This is a genomic window from Sporosarcina sp. AD_1 (genome assembly GCF_057373025.1).
In genome coordinates this window covers 67546-81873 of sequence record NZ_JBPVIR010000009.1, presented here as the reverse complement: position 1 = coordinate 81873, position 14328 = coordinate 67546, and the positions used below count along the sequence as shown (strand labels likewise).

Below are 14328 nucleotides of genomic sequence, written 5' to 3'. Positions count from 1 at the left end.
TCAATTCCGTCTGATTATGCAGAAATGTCGTGAAGAGGTTCCTGCTCGGTCTATTACTTTTTCAAATTATAGAAAGTGCGTGCTCCGAGGTATTGCGCTGTATCATCCAGCTGATCTTCGATGCGAAGAAGCTGGTTGTATTTCGCCACGCGGTCTGTACGGGAAGGTGCACCCGTTTTGATTTGGCCAGCGTTTGTCGCTACTGCGATGTCGGCAATTGTCGTATCTTCCGACTCACCGGAACGGTGGGAGATAACGGCTGTATAGCCTGCGCGTTTCGCCATTTCGATTGCATCGAATGTTTCTGTCAATGTACCGATTTGGTTTACTTTGATGAGGATGGAGTTGCCCACGCCCTCTTCAATGCCGCGTGCCAATTTTTCTGTATTTGTTACGAACAAGTCATCACCGACAAGCTGCACTTTTTTGCCAAGGCGTTCTGTCAGCAATTTATGGCCCGCCCAGTCGTTTTCATCCAAGCCGTCTTCGATAGAAACGATCGGGTATTTATTGCAAAGCTCTTCGTACCAATCAACCATTTCCTCAGATGTCTTGACGATACCTTCGCCCGCTAAGTTATAGTTGCCTGCTTCTTTGTCGTAGAACTCGGAAGACGCGACGTCCATTGCAAGCAATACTTCTTCACCTGGCTTGTAGCCCGCTTTTTCGATCGCTTCAATGATCGTAGAAAGTGCTTCTTCGTTAGAAGCTAAGTTCGGCGCGAAGCCGCCTTCATCACCTACAGCCGTATTCAAGCCTTTTGCTTTGAGGACGCTCTTCAGGCTATGGAAGATTTCCGCACCCATGCGAAGTCCGTGGCGGAATGACTCTGCACCGACTGGCATAACCATGAATTCCTGGATATCTACGTTGTTATCCGCATGTTCGCCGCCGTTTAGGATGTTCATCATCGGTACCGGCAATTGCTTCGCGTTGACTCCGCCTAAGTATTGATAAAGCGGGATATCGAGATAGTCAGCAGCCGCATGTGCAACCGCCATGGAAACGCCTAAAATCGCGTTAGCGCCAAGCTTTCCTTTGTTTTTCGTGCCATCCAGTTCAATCAATGCCTTGTCGATAAGTACTTGGTCAAGGACAGAGTACCGGTCCACAAGCTCTTCTGCGATGATTTCTTCGATATGGTCAACCGCCTTTAGAACACCTTTGCCATTGTAGCGGTCCGCATCTCCGTCACGCAGCTCAACCGCTTCGTATTCGCCTGTCGATGCTCCGGAAGGGACGATCGCGCGACCGAATGCGCCGCTTTCTGTGAACACTTCCACCTCGACTGTCGGATTTCCGCGTGAATCAAGGACTTCTCTTGCTTGGATATGTGTAATGATTGGCATAGTTATTCTCTCCTTAATTAAAATAATGGTGTTCCTGTCATTTCAGCAGGTTGTTCAATTCCGAGCAGCTTCAACATCGTCGGTGCCAGATCAGCTAGAATACCGCCTTCGCGGATCGTGATGTCATGTTTCGTAATAATGACAGGCACAGGATTCGTCGTGTGGGCTGTCATCGGTTTGTCTTCCTCTGTCCTCACTTCATCCGCATTGCCATGGTCAGCTGTCACGATCGCAACGCCGCCCTTCGCATGGATGGCATCAATGATTTGGCCGAGGCATACATCCACCGTCTCGATTGCCTTGACGGTTGGCTCCAGCATACCGCTATGGCCGACCATGTCTGGGTTGGCAAAGTTGAGGATAATTGCATCCTGCTTGTCATCATTAATTTGCGCAAGCAGCGCTTCCGTCACTTCCACTGCGCTCATTTCCGGCTTCAAGTCATACGTCGCGACTTTCGGGGATGCGATGAGAATCCGGGTTTCCCCTTCAAACTCCTCTTCCCGTCCGCCGCTCATGAAGAAGGTGACATGCGGGTACTTTTCAGTTTCTGCGATACGCAATTGCCGCAGCCCGTTTGCCGACAGCACTTCGCCGATCGTGTTGACGAGGTTGTCGTTTCGGAACACAACATCCGCCTGGACTTCCTCGCTGTATTCAGTGAAGGTGACAAACTCCAGGTTTTCGAGCGTTTTCGGTCCTGTATGGAACCCGTCGAAGGACGGATCTGTAAACGCCCGAGATAGCTGGATTGCGCGGTCTGGACGGAAATTAAAGAAGATGACCGCATCTCCTTCATTAACAGTGGCGACCGGTTTTCCATCCTTCTCAATGACAAATGGCACGACGAATTCATCCGTTACGTCCTCATCATATGATTTGAGAATTCCTTCGGACGCAGAAGCAGCCGTGTTTCCAGATCCGTCGACGATCGCGCGGTACGCCAGTTCCACGCGGTCCCATCGCTTGTCCCGGTCCATCGCATAATAACGTCCCGAGACCGTCGCAATCTTGCCGACTTCCAAGTTCTCCATAACTTTTTCAGTTTGGCTGATGTACTCCATCGCTGTTTTCGGTCCGACATCGCGGCCGTCCAGAAAAGCGTGAACATATACGTTATCTAGCCCGTTCATTTTCGCTAATCGCAAGAGGGCGAACATATGCTCATAATGGCTATGGACGCCCCCGTCCGATACAAGCCCCATCAAATGCAGCGCGGTGCCATTTTGTTTGGCATGCTGGACCGCCTTCAGCAAAGCCGGGTTCTCAAAGAAGTCTCCATCTTTGATGGACTTGTTAATGCGCGTCAGGCTTTGGTAGACAATCCGGCCGGCTCCGATATTCAAATGGCCGACTTCGGAGTTCCCCATCTGGCCTTCCGGCAAACCGACGGCTTCGCCGCATGCCGTGAGCGTGGAATGAGGGAAGTTGTTCCATAGTAAATCGTAATTCTGCTTATTCGCCTGAGCGACCGCATTGCCGAATTTCTCATCCCGCAGGCCGAAGCCATCTAAGATGATGAGTGCTACCGGTCCTTTACTCATGGACGCCCGCCTCCACCAATTTCAGGAAGGATGCCGGATCTAGGCTCGCACCGCCTACGAGTGCGCCGTCGATATGCTCCTTGGACAGAAGCTCGACGATATTTTCAGGTTTCACGCTGCCGCCGTATTGGATACGGATGCTGTCTGCGATCTCCTGATCGTATAATGCTGCGATGGCGGAACGGATTTCTTTACATACTTCATTCGCATCATCAGCCGTCGCTGTTTTCCCTGTGCCGATCGCCCAGATGGGTTCGTATGCGACAACGGCATTGACTGCGTCTGTTCCCTTGATGTTTTGGAACGCTTTTTTCACTTGGACAGAAACGCGGCTGACCGTCTCGCCTGCTTCACGCTCTTCCAATGTTTCGCCGACACAGACGATTGGTGTCAATTGATGGGCAAAAGCAGCTTTCACTTTCGCATTGACCGACTCATCCGTTTCATTGAAATATTGCCGGCGTTCGGAGTGACCTAAAATGACATACCCGACGCCAAGGTCTGCAAGCATTGTCGGGCTCACTTCGCCCGTAAACGCGCCTTCGTCCTGGTCGTGCATCGTTTGGGCACCGATGGAGAGAGGGGTACCCTTCGCCATTTGTACAAGCTCAGCCAAATAGAGTGCCGGCGAGCAGATGACCGCATCGACATCCGAGGCGGACAGCTTGCCTTTTACTTCATCGACAAAGGTTTTCGCTTCCCCCATCGTCTTATACATTTTCCAGTTTCCTGCAATGATCGGTTTCCGCACTTCGATCTCTCCTCTCACTTATCGTTTAAAGCAGATACGCCCGGAAGTTCCTTGCCTTCCATAAATTCAAGGGATGCGCCGCCGCCTGTAGAAATGTGATCCATTTGATCAGCGACATGGAACTTCTCAACAGCTGCTGCAGAGTCGCCGCCGCCGATGACGGTATACGCTTCCGTGCGGGCCATTGCTTCAGCCACTTGCTTCGTCCCTTGCGAGAATGGCTCCATTTCAAATACGCCCATCGGCCCGTTCCAAATGACCAACTTCGATTGTTCGATTACTTTTGCATACAGTGCTGCTGTTTCAGGTCCGATATCAAGACCCATCCAGCCAGCAGGCATTGCATCGATTTTTACTGTTTGTACGTTGGCAGTCGCAGAGAATTCATCCGCAATGACCGCGTCGATCGGCAAGTACAAATTGACACCTTTGTCTTTTGCTTTTTGAATAAATGAGGCTGCCAGTTCAATTTTATCTTCTTCCAAAAGCGAGTTGCCTGTGTCATACCCTTGCGCTTTGGAGAATGTATAGGAGAGTCCGCCGCCAATTAATAAATTATCGACTTTGTCGAGCAGGTGGTCGATGACTCCGATTTTGTCCTTTACTTTCGCTCCGCCAATAATTGCGGTAAACGGACGGTCCGGATCGGATAATGCTTTTCCAAGCACGTCCAATTCCTTTTCTAGAAGCAATCCGGAAACAGCAGGCAAATAGTCTGCGATGCCGGCAGTCGATGCATGTGCACGGTGTGCAGCGCCAAACGCATCGTTGACGAACAAGTCCGCAAGCGCGGCAAATTGTTTGGCCAGTTCAGGATCGTTCTTTTCCTCGCCTGGATGGAACCGAACGTTTTCTAGCAATAGGATATCGCCGTCCTGCATGGAAGCGATTGCTTCTTCGACAGTGGATCCGATTGATTCATCCAGCTTCGTTACCGGCTTCCCAATCAATTGGGACAGTCGTTCTCCTGCCGCTGTCAGTCTGAATTCCTCTTTCACTTCGCCTTTCGGGCGGCCGAGGTGGCTTGCTAAAATGACTTTGGCCCCTTGGCTGGTCAAATATTCGATCGTCGGGATAGCAGCACGGATTCTCGTATCATCCGTAACAGCTCCATCCTCCATCGGCACATTAAAATCAACCCGGCAAAAAACTCGTTTGCCACCTAGTTCTATATCTTTCATCGTCTGTTTGGACATCATGAAAAATAGCACACCTCCGTATGTAATGTTACTTCCTTTTGCGGGGAATCCCCGGCAACTTCTTTCCGCCTAATCATACCATATCCCAACATCTGCTACCGCAGAAAATCATCCAGGATCGGTATGTAGAAAAAAGAGGAACGGGCTGATCCGTTCCTCTACCCAACTATATTATAAGTCGTAGGCTGTGTGTTGGCTATGATTTGATTAGAACCCTTGTTGCTGCATGAATAATGCCAAGTCGATGCAGCGTGCAGAGTATCCTGATTCATTGTCGTACCAAGAGATGACCTTCACCATATTGCCGTCAAGCACCATAGTGGACAGGCCGTCTACAGTGGAAGATGCTGTGTTTCCGTTATAGTCGCGGGACACGAGCGGAATTTCATTGTAGTACAAGAAACCTTTTAATTCATTCTCAGAAGCATTTTTCAAAGCTGCATTCACGTCTTCGACTGTCACTTCCTTGCCGACTTCCGCAACGAAATCAACGAGGGATACGTTCGGTGTCGGAACGCGGACTGCCATACCGTCGAGCTTCCCTTTCAGTTCAGGGATAACCTTTGTGACTGCAGATGCAGCGCCTGTTGTCGTTGGAATCATGGATTCCGCAGCTGCGCGCGCACGGCGGTAATCTTCATGTGGCAAGTCCAGGATGCGCTGGTCATTTGTGTACGAGTGGACTGTTGTCATCATGCCGCGCTTTATGCCAAACTCGTCGTTTAGCACTTTGACGACAGGCGCCAGGCAGTTTGTCGTACAAGAAGCGTTCGATACGATATGGTCGGAACCTGCATCGTAATCCTTGTGGTTAACGCCCATAACCAATGTTTTGATATCGCCTTTTGCCGGAGCTGACAAGATCACTTTTTTCGCCCCTGCATCGATATGCTTTTGAAGTCCTTTTTGGTCGCGGAAGACGCCTGTTGATTCGATGACAACATCGACCTCAAGGTCTTTCCAAGGCAACGCCGCAGGATCTTTTTCAGCGTACACGCGAATCTTTTTGCCGTTGACAACGAGATGATTTTCATCCGATCCGACTTCCGCATCAAAAATTCCGTGCACCGAGTCATACTTGAGCAAATGCGCCAGCATCGCTGCGTCCGTCAAATCGTTGACCGCGACGATTTCAATATCGTCATGTGCCATTGCTTCCCGAAATACCACTCTGCCAATTCGTCCAAATCCGTTAATCGCCATTTTCAATGTCATGTGAATGACCTCCATCTATTTAAGTATTTTTACGTAATATCCGTTGCATTTCAGCGGCTGCCCCTTCATCGGTCACTAAAATCGTCTGCCGAGGCGCGCTTGCCATATAGGCGAGTATCGCGGCTGCTTTGCTTGCACCGCCTGCCACCGCAATTAATAGAGGGACATGTTCCAGCTGTTCGGTCTGGATGCCGACCGTCCGCAATCGATAGACGACGTTTCCGTTTTCATCGAAGTAATAACCGAATGCCTCTCCAAGAGCTTTCCCCTGTTCCAGCATTTCCAATTCCTCATCGGATGAATTCCGTATCGCAGCCATCTTTTTCGCATCGCCAATCCCATGCAGGACGCAATCCGTCTTCTCATACAGGGCCATCATCTCAAGTGCGGCTGGTTCTTTCCGGAACACCTCATGCGCTTCTTTGCTTAGCGTCTCCGGGTAATAGAACGTGCTGTACGTCGCGCCGCAAGCTTGTGCAAACAAAGCCGAGATGACATTCGCCTGTAATCCGATATCCTCCCCGACGCCGCCTCTTGCTGCAATAAACCGCAACCGTTCGGCTTCCGGGAACTTCCCGATATAAGGTGGGATTGCCGCAACCGAACTGCCCCCCGTCACCGCCACAATTTGACCGTCTCCGATTAAGGAAACAAATTGCTCTGCCGCCTCTTTGCCAATGACGGCTTTGACAGAAGACGTCATATCGGAGTCGCCAGGGACAACAATGACTTTCCGGATGCCGATCGTCTGCTCCAAATAGCGCGCGAGCGTATTGCGACCCGACCAATCATCCATACTAGTACGTAGCGACGACAGCATCTGCCTGCCTTCCTCTGTCACACTGGCGCCTTCCTTCTCAATCCGGATCAAACCCGCATCCCGAAGAGCCTCCAGCACATTGCGCGCTTCCCGTTCCGACAGCCTCGCCACTTGGCCCAGCTGCCGCCTGCCGATCGGCCCGCTCATATCAATCAATTTCAATGCACTATATCGCTGTTGCATGAGATCCATCATTTCAGGCACAAGCTTCCGTTGCGCCTCGAGGAAATCCGAGTTCAATGAAAGCCCCTCTTTTCTATGGACAAAAAATGTCCCACATATTTATTTTTGTCCCACCTAAGATAAAAAAATAGATCTTGTATTTATTGTATACCTATTCCTTTCATTTTTCAAACAAATTTAATATGTCAATATAACCGATGGATCCGTACATCAAAACCTCGCCATCTTTCTCGATTACCGGGATCATCAGCATATACTTTTCGTGAACCTCATCATCCTCTTCAATATTAACCTTCGTCCACGTAAGCGGGACATCCTCCTGCGCCAGCTTCATCATCGCTTCCGCATCCTCGCATAAATGACAGCCCGGTCTTGAGTAAAATGTGACGTGCATCGCTTTCACCCTCGTTCTTGTTTTATATGGGTTGATTATAACGGATGAGAGAGTGGGAGGACAAGTTGGGTGGTGGTGTGAGGTGGTTTTATGCGCGGGTGGAAGCTGGGTATGCGCGGGTACGACTACTTTATGCGCGCCTAGCTTGTCGGTGGAGACACTGCTTCGCGGGTTGGCTTTATGTCTTTGGTTTCTTATATTCGCGCTGAATGCACTTGACCATTAAGAGTTTGGGTAGTAGATGTAACATGAATCATCATGCCCTTTTAACTAGGGAGGGGTTTTATGAGCGGAGTGAGAGGCTTTATGCGCGGGTGTGCCTGCTGTATGCGCGGGTGGATGGCGTGTATGCTTGGGTACGGGTGTCGTATGCGCGGCTGGGGGTTCTTTATGCGCGGGTACGGCTACTTAATGCGCGCCTGGTTTGTCGATAGTGACTTGTGCTCTTCGCGGGTTGAATTAACATAATTGGACTCATATATCGCGCTGAATGCACTTGACCACTTAAAGGTTTGATTAGTAGAAATCAATGAATTATCTTGCCCTCTAAATTGGGAAGGGCTATGCAAAGATGCGACTGCTATATGCGCGGCACCTCCACTCTTCATTCCAGCCCAACAAAAAAACATCCAACCCATAAAAGGATTGGATGCCTATTTCATTACCAGCTTCGTCCAGCGCCGCCTCCGCCACCGGAGCCACCTCCGCCGGAGAATCCTCCGCCTCCGCCGAAGCCACCGCCTCCACCGAAACCGCCTCCTCCTCCAAATGATCCTGGGAAGAAGATGGGCCCTCGTGATCTACTGCGTCTGCCTCGACCGCCACCGCCGCCACGACCGCCACCGCTTCCGAACATTCGGAGTAAGAGGAAAATGATGATTAAGATGACGATAGGAGTAGGGAGACCTAAGCCCCCATCATCCTGGCGTTCAACCGTTTGCACTTGGGCGAGTTCACCATTCCAGCCATACTCTTTTGCAATTTCATTATAGAATGCTTTATATGCTTCTGTGATGGCCATATCCGGTTGTTCCTCATGCAAAAAAGGTATAGACACATCATCTATAATACGTCCAACTTTTCCGTCAGGAAGAGCTCCTTCCAGTCCATATCCAACTGTTAATTCAAAATGCCGGTCGCCACTCGAATTTGGAACAGTCGTGACAACAAGCAAAGCCCCATTATCTTGCCCTTTCTTACCTAAGCCATATTGACGAAGAGCCTCTACTGCAAACTCATCAACTGGTTCATCGCCAATACTCGGCAAAGTCAAAACTGCTAGTTCAGCTGTCGTTGCATCATTCAACTGTTTCCCTAACCGATTCAACTCCGCCTTTTCTTCTTCTGATAAGATATTCGCATGGTCTTGCACATACTCATCATATTTGTTCCAAGGAGGGACATCCGCTGCCAATGCCCGTCCCGGCAGGATGGCCGCTATGAAGATGAGGGCCATCAGGATGAAGCGGGATGCGGTGCGCATCAGTCTTTGCCATCCTCGAAGTCAACTTTAGGCGCTTCAGTTGCAGCTGGGTCTGCTTTGAAATATTCTTTTTCATCGAATCCGAAAATGGAAGCGACGAGTTTACCCGGGAAGCGCTTCGTTTGTCGGTTGTAGTTTGCCACCACGTCATTGTAGTCTTTTCGTGCGACGCCGATTCGGTTTTCAGTGCCGGCTAGTTCATCCATGAGCTGGATGAATTGTCGGTCTGCCTTTAAGTCTGGATAGTTTTCAACTACGACGAGCAGTCGGCCAAGAGCACTTGTAAGCTCAGCGTCAGCTGCAGCTTGTTCTTCGGGTCCTGTGGCTCCAGCCAAACGGGAGCGGGCATCCGCGATTTCGGTCATGACTGCTTTTTCATGGCTCGCGTACCCTTTCACTGTGTTGACCAAGTTTGGAATCAAATCCAGCCGCCGCTGTAATTGATTTTCTACTTGGGCATACGATTGATCCACATCTTCTTCTAAATTAACGAACTTATTGTAACTCGGAACAAGTATAATACCGAGTATGACGATGATGCCCACGATGACTGCGATCGGTCCTAAAATCTTTTTCATTGAACTCCACTCCTCTTTCATCAATACGTTTCTTGTACCCGATTGCCGGTTGCTCTGAAACGTTGGTTGTCTAATTCTACTGGCTGGCTTGTTAAAAAGTTTCACCTTTTTTGCAGCATACGCTATTCCGGATTGGATTAGACGCAAAACGGCTACCCTCCGGAATAGAGGATAGCCGCCGATTCTAACTTATTTCGAAAGATCTTTCATGTCGCTTCTCGTGATGATGTGGTCAATGAGACCATACTCTTTCGCACGCTCTGCAGTCATGAAGTTGTCGCGGTCTGTGTCTTTCGCGATGACTTCGACCGGCTGGCCTGTGCGCTCGGATAGGATCGTGTTCAATTTTTCGCGAAGGAAGAGAATACGTTTTGCTGCAATTTCAATTTCCGTCGCTTGCCCTTGAGCACCGCCGAGTGGCTGGTGAATCATGACTTCTGCGTTAGGAAGCGCATAACGCTTGCCTTTTGTTCCAGCAGTCAAGAGGAATGAACCCATAGAAGCTGCCATCCCGATACAGATGGTTTGGATGTCCGGCTTGATGAACTGCATCGTATCGTAGATCGCCATACCGGCTGTGATGCTGCCGCCCGGGCTGTTAATGTAGATGGAGACATCTTTTTCTGGATCTTCTGCTTCCAAGAATAATAGTTGTGCTACAATGGAGTTTGCGACGTTGTCGTCGATCGCGCTTCCCAGCATGATGATCCGGTCTTTCAAAAGACGGGAGTAAATGTCGTATGCGCGTTCTCCGCGGTTCGTTTGCTCAATAACTGTAGGTATTAAATTCATTCCATTTCCTCCTTTAAGGTGGATGTTACTATCGGTCTGTTGAAAGTGTATTTCAACTGTACCCTTATCATACCTATTATAGTCAACAATGGTCAAATATAATGCATTTTAAAAAACCTATTGCATTCATTCCACTTCTTTTGTATAATGAAACTTGTCCGTTACAGATATGGACACTATATATGCCCTCGTGGTGCAATGGATAGCACGCAAGATTCCGGTTCTTGAAATGTGGGTTCGACTCCTGCCGAGGGCGTCCTCAAATACTTTATTCAGATTTGATCTGGATAAGGTATTTTTTTATTTTCAACGAAACGAACCGTTCCTTTTTAAAGAAACGGCGTTCATCTTCTAGAATGAGTGCTGGACTGCAATTGCGGTTCCAGCACTTTTATTTTATTAGTTCTCTTTTTCCACTAACGCAGAAAGCGTATCAATCGCTTTATCTTCGTCCACGCCATCCGCCATCAACGTGATAGACGTTCCTCTTGCTACTGCCAGGCTCATGATGCCCATGATGCTTTTGGCGTTCACTTGACGCTCGTCCTTCTTTAAAAAGACGTCCGCCGAGAAGCGGTTGGCTTCTTGGACGAATAAGGCTGCCTGTCTAGCCTGCAACCCGGTTTTCATTTTCACTTCGACTGTTTTTTCCACCATAACACTTGGCTCCTCTCCACTCACTGATTTCATCTATTACTCAATGCCGCCACCCCGAAGCTTATCTGCAATCTCTTCGATTTTGCGCAGCCGATGATTCACTCCTGATTTGCTGACGGGTCCGCCTGAGACCATTTCCCCTAATTCCTTAAGGGTGATGTCTTGGTATTCGACGCGCAGCCGCGCGATCTCCTGAAGGCGATCCGGCAGTTGATCGATTCCGATTGTACTTTCAATGAACTTGATATTCTCCACTTGCCGCTGCGCCGCCCCGATCGTTTTATTCAGGTTGGCCGTTTCGCAATTGACGAGTCGATTCACGCTATTTCGCATATCCCTGAGGATCCGCACATCTTCAAACTTCATCAAGGAAACATGGGCTCCGATCAGGCTGAGGAAATCCGAAATCTTTTCCGCTTCCTTCAAATAAGCGATATAGCCTTTTTTCCGCTCAATTGATTTGGCATTTAGATAAAAACTGTTCATCAAATCCACCAGCGCCTCGCTATGCTCCTTATAGAAAGAGAACATCTCCAAATGATAGGAAGATGTTTCAGGATTGTTCACTGACCCGCCGGCCAGAAAAGCACCTCTTAAATACGCTCGTTTACAACAGTCATTTTCGACTAAAGGTGCCGCAATCTCATTATTGAACTGAAATGTGCCAGTCAAAATATACAAATCCTCGAGAAGCTGTTTGGCACCTTCCCTGATTCTACATATGTATATATTGTTCTTCTTCAGCCTCATTTTTTTCCGAACGAGCAATTCCACTTTATAAGGATACAATTTCTTGACGTTGGAATACAAACGCCTGGCAATCGCCGCGTTTTCTGTTTGAACATCCAGGCTCAGCTGTTTGTTCGAGAAGGAGAGAGCACCGTTCATCCGGATGAATGCCGAAATCTCGGCTTTAATGCAACAATCATCGGATTCCACTTGCGTCAATTCCTTCTTCACTTCTGCCGCAAAAGACATGATAATCCCCTTTCCCGGCACTTCCACATGTTAACGGGCCGTTTCATTTTCTATAAAATTCATTACCCATGAGGCCACTTTATCCGCATCATGGATGACCCTGCCGTCAGTTACAATTGAAATCGGCTCAATAAAGATCCGCGGCACAATTTCCCGCAGCACCTCTATATCATTCTCCACCTGCCACACCTGGCCGGAAAGTCCCTCCGCCTGCAGCTCGGCTGATAAATCCGTCCCATTCAAAAGAACCGTATCGATAAAATCTGTTTCCGCATGATCATGTAATGCTTTTACATGCTCTGACGCTGTATAGCGGTAGGTCTCTCCTGCCTGCGTTGTCAGATTGCCAATATATATTTTCTTCGCCGCAGCCGCCACTACCGCGTCCCTGATGTCCCGTACCAAGATGGTCGGCAGGATGCTTGTGTATAGACTGCCCGGTCCGAAGATAATCAAATCCGCTTGTTGAATCGCCTCCACCGTTTCCGGCAGCGGCTCTACCTCTTGCGGAGACAGATAGACCCTTCTGATTTTGCTTCCATAGACGGGAATTTTCGATTCCCCTGTCACTATTGTCCCATCATCCAGTTCTGCATGCAACGTAATTCGTTGATTGGCAGCTGGTAAGACTTTCCCTTTGATGTTCAACACCCTGCCCATCTTCTCGATTGCCCGGGCAAAATCCCCGGTTATATCGGTCAGCGCAGCAAGCATCAGATTGCCTAGTGAATGGCCTTTTAGATCGTCAGATGTCGCAAAACGATATTGGAACATCTTCTCAATTAAAGGCTCAACATCTGAAAGCGCTGCCATTACTTGGCGGATATCACCAGGAGGTGGAATGTTGTATTGATCCAATAACCTCCCGGAACTGCCTCCGTCGTCTGCTACCGTAACAACTGCAGTCAGCTCGACAGGGAATTTCTTTAACCCGCGCAGCAACGTGGACAATCCGGTGCCGCCTCCAAAGACGACAATTTTTTTCATTTTACCGGATTGCATCATGTTGTCAACCCTTTCTTTTCTCAATATCCCGGTGGGTAATAATCGTCCGGTATTCTTCCTTAAACCGATTGCCAAAGTATTCGGCTAACGTAACCGAACGGTGCTGGCCCCCGGTGCAGCCGAAAGCGATGACCACTTGGGATTTCCCCTCATTTTTATATTGCGGTATTAGGAATTTGAACAGATCTGTGAGCTTCTCAATCAGCATCTGCGTATCATTCCATTTCAGGACATATTCCGATACTTCTGATTCCAGCCCGGTTTTCGGCTTCAACTCCTGGATGTAGTACGGGTTAGGCAAAAATCGGACGTCGAACACAACATCTGCATCAATCGGCATACCGTGCTTAAAACCAAAGGAGATGAAATTGACCGTAAACAACGTGCTTCCTTTGGCAGAGAACTCAGCCATAATCTTCTCCCGCAGCTCTCTCGGCTTCAGTTTCGAAGTGTTATAGATGGAGCGGGCCCGGCCTTTCAATTCGGAAAGAAGAAGCCGTTCCTTCCGGATGCCGGTGAGCGGCAGGCCACCTTCGGCTAACGGATGCGAACGCCGGGTCTCTTTATAACGTCTCACTAAGGTTTCATCTTCTGCGTCCAGGAACAGCAGCTTGACAGAGACCCCTTCCAGTTGGTTCAACTCGTCAAGTGCGCCAATAAGCGAATCAAACAGATCGCCGCCTCGTGTATCCATGACAGCCGCGATACGGCGCATTTTCGTTTCTGATCTCATCATCAGATCTAAAAATGTTACCATCAGTTCGGGCGGTAAATTATCGATGCAATAAAACCCCAAATCCTCGAAGCTCTGCATCGCAACGGTTTTTCCGGCACCTGACATGCCGGTAATGATAACGACTTCTACATCACTGTTCGGTTTTTCGTTTTCCATTCTAGTCAATCACCCTCCGTTGAATTTTGAAGTTCATATCTCAACAACTTAAATTCCTCGGTGTAATAAAACGTGCCGTACTGGATGGACTGTGGCTCTGACACCGCAAACAAGAGATTCATGCGGTCTCCTTCCGCCATCGGCAATGTGTGCAGCGCTTCGGTGTCATGCCATTCCAGCTCACCTTCCCTGTTCGATTCATACGGTGTACCCGTCAGGTCGGTCGCGGCAAATGTGAATAACATCCACTCGTCGATCACTTCTTTGCCTTCCTCATCCATGATCATCATCGTATAGATCCCTTTCAGATGCGGCTTTACTGGCACAGCTCCAGTTTCTTCAGTGAATTCACGAATGGCTGCCTCATATATCGACTCGCCCGGGTCCATCTTGCCGCCGGGCGCAACATACCAACCTCTTCTTGGCTTTTTTAATAAAATAACTTGACCGTCCTTGACGACAAGTAAATTTGCGATTCTTTGCATAGG

Annotated in this window: 15 protein-coding genes and 1 tRNA gene; 1 reads left to right on the top strand and 15 read right to left on the bottom strand. The window is 49.0% G+C overall.

What is annotated here, in order from left to right; all coding sequences use genetic code 11:
* Window positions 1–53 precede the first annotated feature (53 nt).
* From eno to clpP, 10 genes are all read right to left on the bottom strand, one after another.
* Window positions 54–1349, bottom strand: coding sequence for a phosphopyruvate hydratase (eno, locus tag ACSW3C_RS16770; protein WP_486563954.1), 1296 nt, complete (start codon window positions 1347–1349; stop codon window positions 54–56).
* Window positions 1350–1366: 17 nt separating this feature from the next.
* On the bottom strand, window positions 1367–2893 hold the full coding sequence (gene gpmI, locus ACSW3C_RS16765; protein WP_486563953.1) for a 2,3-bisphosphoglycerate-independent phosphoglycerate mutase: 1527 nt from the start codon (window positions 2891–2893) through the stop codon (window positions 1367–1369).
* Window positions 2886–3644, bottom strand: a complete 759-nt coding sequence (tpiA, locus tag ACSW3C_RS16760; RefSeq protein ID WP_486563952.1) for a triose-phosphate isomerase — start codon at window positions 3642–3644, stop codon at window positions 2886–2888. Before tpiA ends, gpmI begins: the two co-directional genes overlap by 8 nt.
* 14 nt (window positions 3645–3658) lie before the next feature.
* The gene (locus ACSW3C_RS16755) at window positions 3659–4843 is read right to left on the bottom strand and encodes a phosphoglycerate kinase (protein WP_486563951.1); all 1185 of its coding nucleotides are present in this window, start codon (window positions 4841–4843) and stop codon (window positions 3659–3661) included.
* Between the two features lie 207 nt (window positions 4844–5050).
* Window positions 5051–6058, bottom strand: coding sequence for a type I glyceraldehyde-3-phosphate dehydrogenase (gene gap, locus ACSW3C_RS16750; RefSeq protein WP_486563950.1), 1008 nt, complete (start codon window positions 6056–6058; stop codon window positions 5051–5053).
* 19 nt (window positions 6059–6077) lie between these two features.
* Window positions 6078–7118 (bottom strand): sugar-binding transcriptional regulator, encoded by a 1041-nt coding sequence (locus ACSW3C_RS16745; protein ID WP_486563949.1) that lies wholly within the window; start codon window positions 7116–7118, stop codon window positions 6078–6080.
* 103 nt (window positions 7119–7221) lie between these two features.
* A complete protein-coding gene (locus tag ACSW3C_RS16740) occupies window positions 7222–7455 on the bottom strand; it encodes a glutaredoxin family protein (protein WP_486563948.1) in 234 nt (77 codons plus the stop codon).
* Window positions 7456–8116: 661 nt separating this feature from the next.
* Window positions 8117–8938, bottom strand: coding sequence for a TPM domain-containing protein (locus tag ACSW3C_RS16735; protein WP_486563947.1), 822 nt, complete (start codon window positions 8936–8938; stop codon window positions 8117–8119).
* Entirely contained in the window at window positions 8938–9516 is a 579-nt protein-coding gene (locus tag ACSW3C_RS16730; protein ID WP_486563946.1) for a LemA family protein, read from the bottom strand. Before ACSW3C_RS16730 ends, ACSW3C_RS16735 begins: the two co-directional genes overlap by 1 nt.
* A 189-nt stretch (window positions 9517–9705) precedes the next feature.
* On the bottom strand, window positions 9706–10308 hold the full coding sequence (clpP, locus tag ACSW3C_RS16725) for an ATP-dependent Clp endopeptidase proteolytic subunit ClpP (protein ID WP_238081140.1): 603 nt from the start codon (window positions 10306–10308) through the stop codon (window positions 9706–9708).
* 184 nt (window positions 10309–10492) lie between these two features.
* Here clpP and ACSW3C_RS16720 point away from each other — a divergent pair.
* Window positions 10493–10564 (top strand) — tRNA-Arg (locus ACSW3C_RS16720).
* A 143-nt stretch (window positions 10565–10707) separates the two neighbouring features.
* Here ACSW3C_RS16720 and ACSW3C_RS16715 read toward each other — a convergent pair.
* The 5 genes from ACSW3C_RS16715 to ACSW3C_RS16695 are packed head-to-tail and all read right to left on the bottom strand — an operon-like array spanning window position 10708 to window position 14325.
* Complete coding sequence (locus ACSW3C_RS16715) at window positions 10708–10965, bottom strand: HPr family phosphocarrier protein (protein WP_238081142.1); 258 nt, start codon at window positions 10963–10965, stop codon at window positions 10708–10710.
* A gap of 36 nt (window positions 10966–11001) precedes the next feature.
* Window positions 11002–11943 (bottom strand): DNA-binding protein WhiA, encoded by a 942-nt coding sequence (gene whiA, locus ACSW3C_RS16710; protein WP_486563945.1) that lies wholly within the window; start codon window positions 11941–11943, stop codon window positions 11002–11004.
* Between the two features lie 30 nt (window positions 11944–11973).
* The gene (locus tag ACSW3C_RS16705) at window positions 11974–12948 is read right to left on the bottom strand and encodes a gluconeogenesis factor YvcK family protein (RefSeq protein ID WP_486563944.1); all 975 of its coding nucleotides are present in this window, start codon (window positions 12946–12948) and stop codon (window positions 11974–11976) included.
* A gap of 4 nt (window positions 12949–12952) precedes the next feature.
* Complete coding sequence (gene rapZ / locus ACSW3C_RS16700; RefSeq protein ID WP_486563943.1) at window positions 12953–13840, bottom strand: RNase adapter RapZ; 888 nt, start codon at window positions 13838–13840, stop codon at window positions 12953–12955.
* A gap of 5 nt (window positions 13841–13845) precedes the next feature.
* Window positions 13846–14325: an NUDIX domain-containing protein gene (locus tag ACSW3C_RS16695; RefSeq protein WP_486563942.1), complete on the bottom strand. Its 480-nt coding sequence runs from the start codon at window positions 14323–14325 to the stop codon at window positions 13846–13848.
* Window positions 14326–14328 lie beyond the last annotated feature (3 nt).

Bases quoted from the DNA above. Each gene is read 5' to 3' on its own strand.
- eno (WP_486563954.1), bottom strand. From the start codon at position 1,349: ATGCCAATCATTACACATATCCAAGCAAGAGAAGTCCTTGATTCACGC.
- gpmI (WP_486563953.1), bottom strand. From the start codon at position 2,893: ATGAGTAAAGGACCGGTAGCACTCATCATCTTAGATGGCTTCGGCCTG.
- ACSW3C_RS16755 (WP_486563951.1), bottom strand. From the start codon at position 4,843: ATGATGTCCAAACAGACGATGAAAGATATAGAACTAGGTGGCAAACGA.
- gap (WP_486563950.1), bottom strand. From the start codon at position 6,058: ATGACATTGAAAATGGCGATTAACGGATTTGGACGAATTGGCAGAGTG.
- ACSW3C_RS16740 (WP_486563948.1), bottom strand. From the start codon at position 7,455: ATGCACGTCACATTTTACTCAAGACCGGGCTGTCATTTATGCGAGGAT.
- ACSW3C_RS16735 (WP_486563947.1), bottom strand. From the start codon at position 8,938: ATGCGCACCGCATCCCGCTTCATCCTGATGGCCCTCATCTTCATAGCG.
- ACSW3C_RS16730 (WP_486563946.1), bottom strand. From the start codon at position 9,516: ATGAAAAAGATTTTAGGACCGATCGCAGTCATCGTGGGCATCATCGTC.
- clpP (WP_238081140.1), bottom strand. From the start codon at position 10,308: ATGAATTTAATACCTACAGTTATTGAGCAAACGAACCGCGGAGAACGC.
- ACSW3C_RS16715 (WP_238081142.1), bottom strand. From the start codon at position 10,965: ATGGTGGAAAAAACAGTCGAAGTGAAAATGAAAACCGGGTTGCAGGCT.
- whiA (WP_486563945.1), bottom strand. From the start codon at position 11,943: ATGTCTTTTGCGGCAGAAGTGAAGAAGGAATTGACGCAAGTGGAATCC.
- ACSW3C_RS16705 (WP_486563944.1), bottom strand. From the start codon at position 12,948: ATGATGCAATCCGGTAAAATGAAAAAAATTGTCGTCTTTGGAGGCGGC.
- rapZ (WP_486563943.1), bottom strand. From the start codon at position 13,840: ATGGAAAACGAAAAACCGAACAGTGATGTAGAAGTCGTTATCATTACC.
- ACSW3C_RS16695 (WP_486563942.1), bottom strand. From the start codon at position 14,325: ATGCAAAGAATCGCAAATTTACTTGTCGTCAAGGACGGTCAAGTTATT.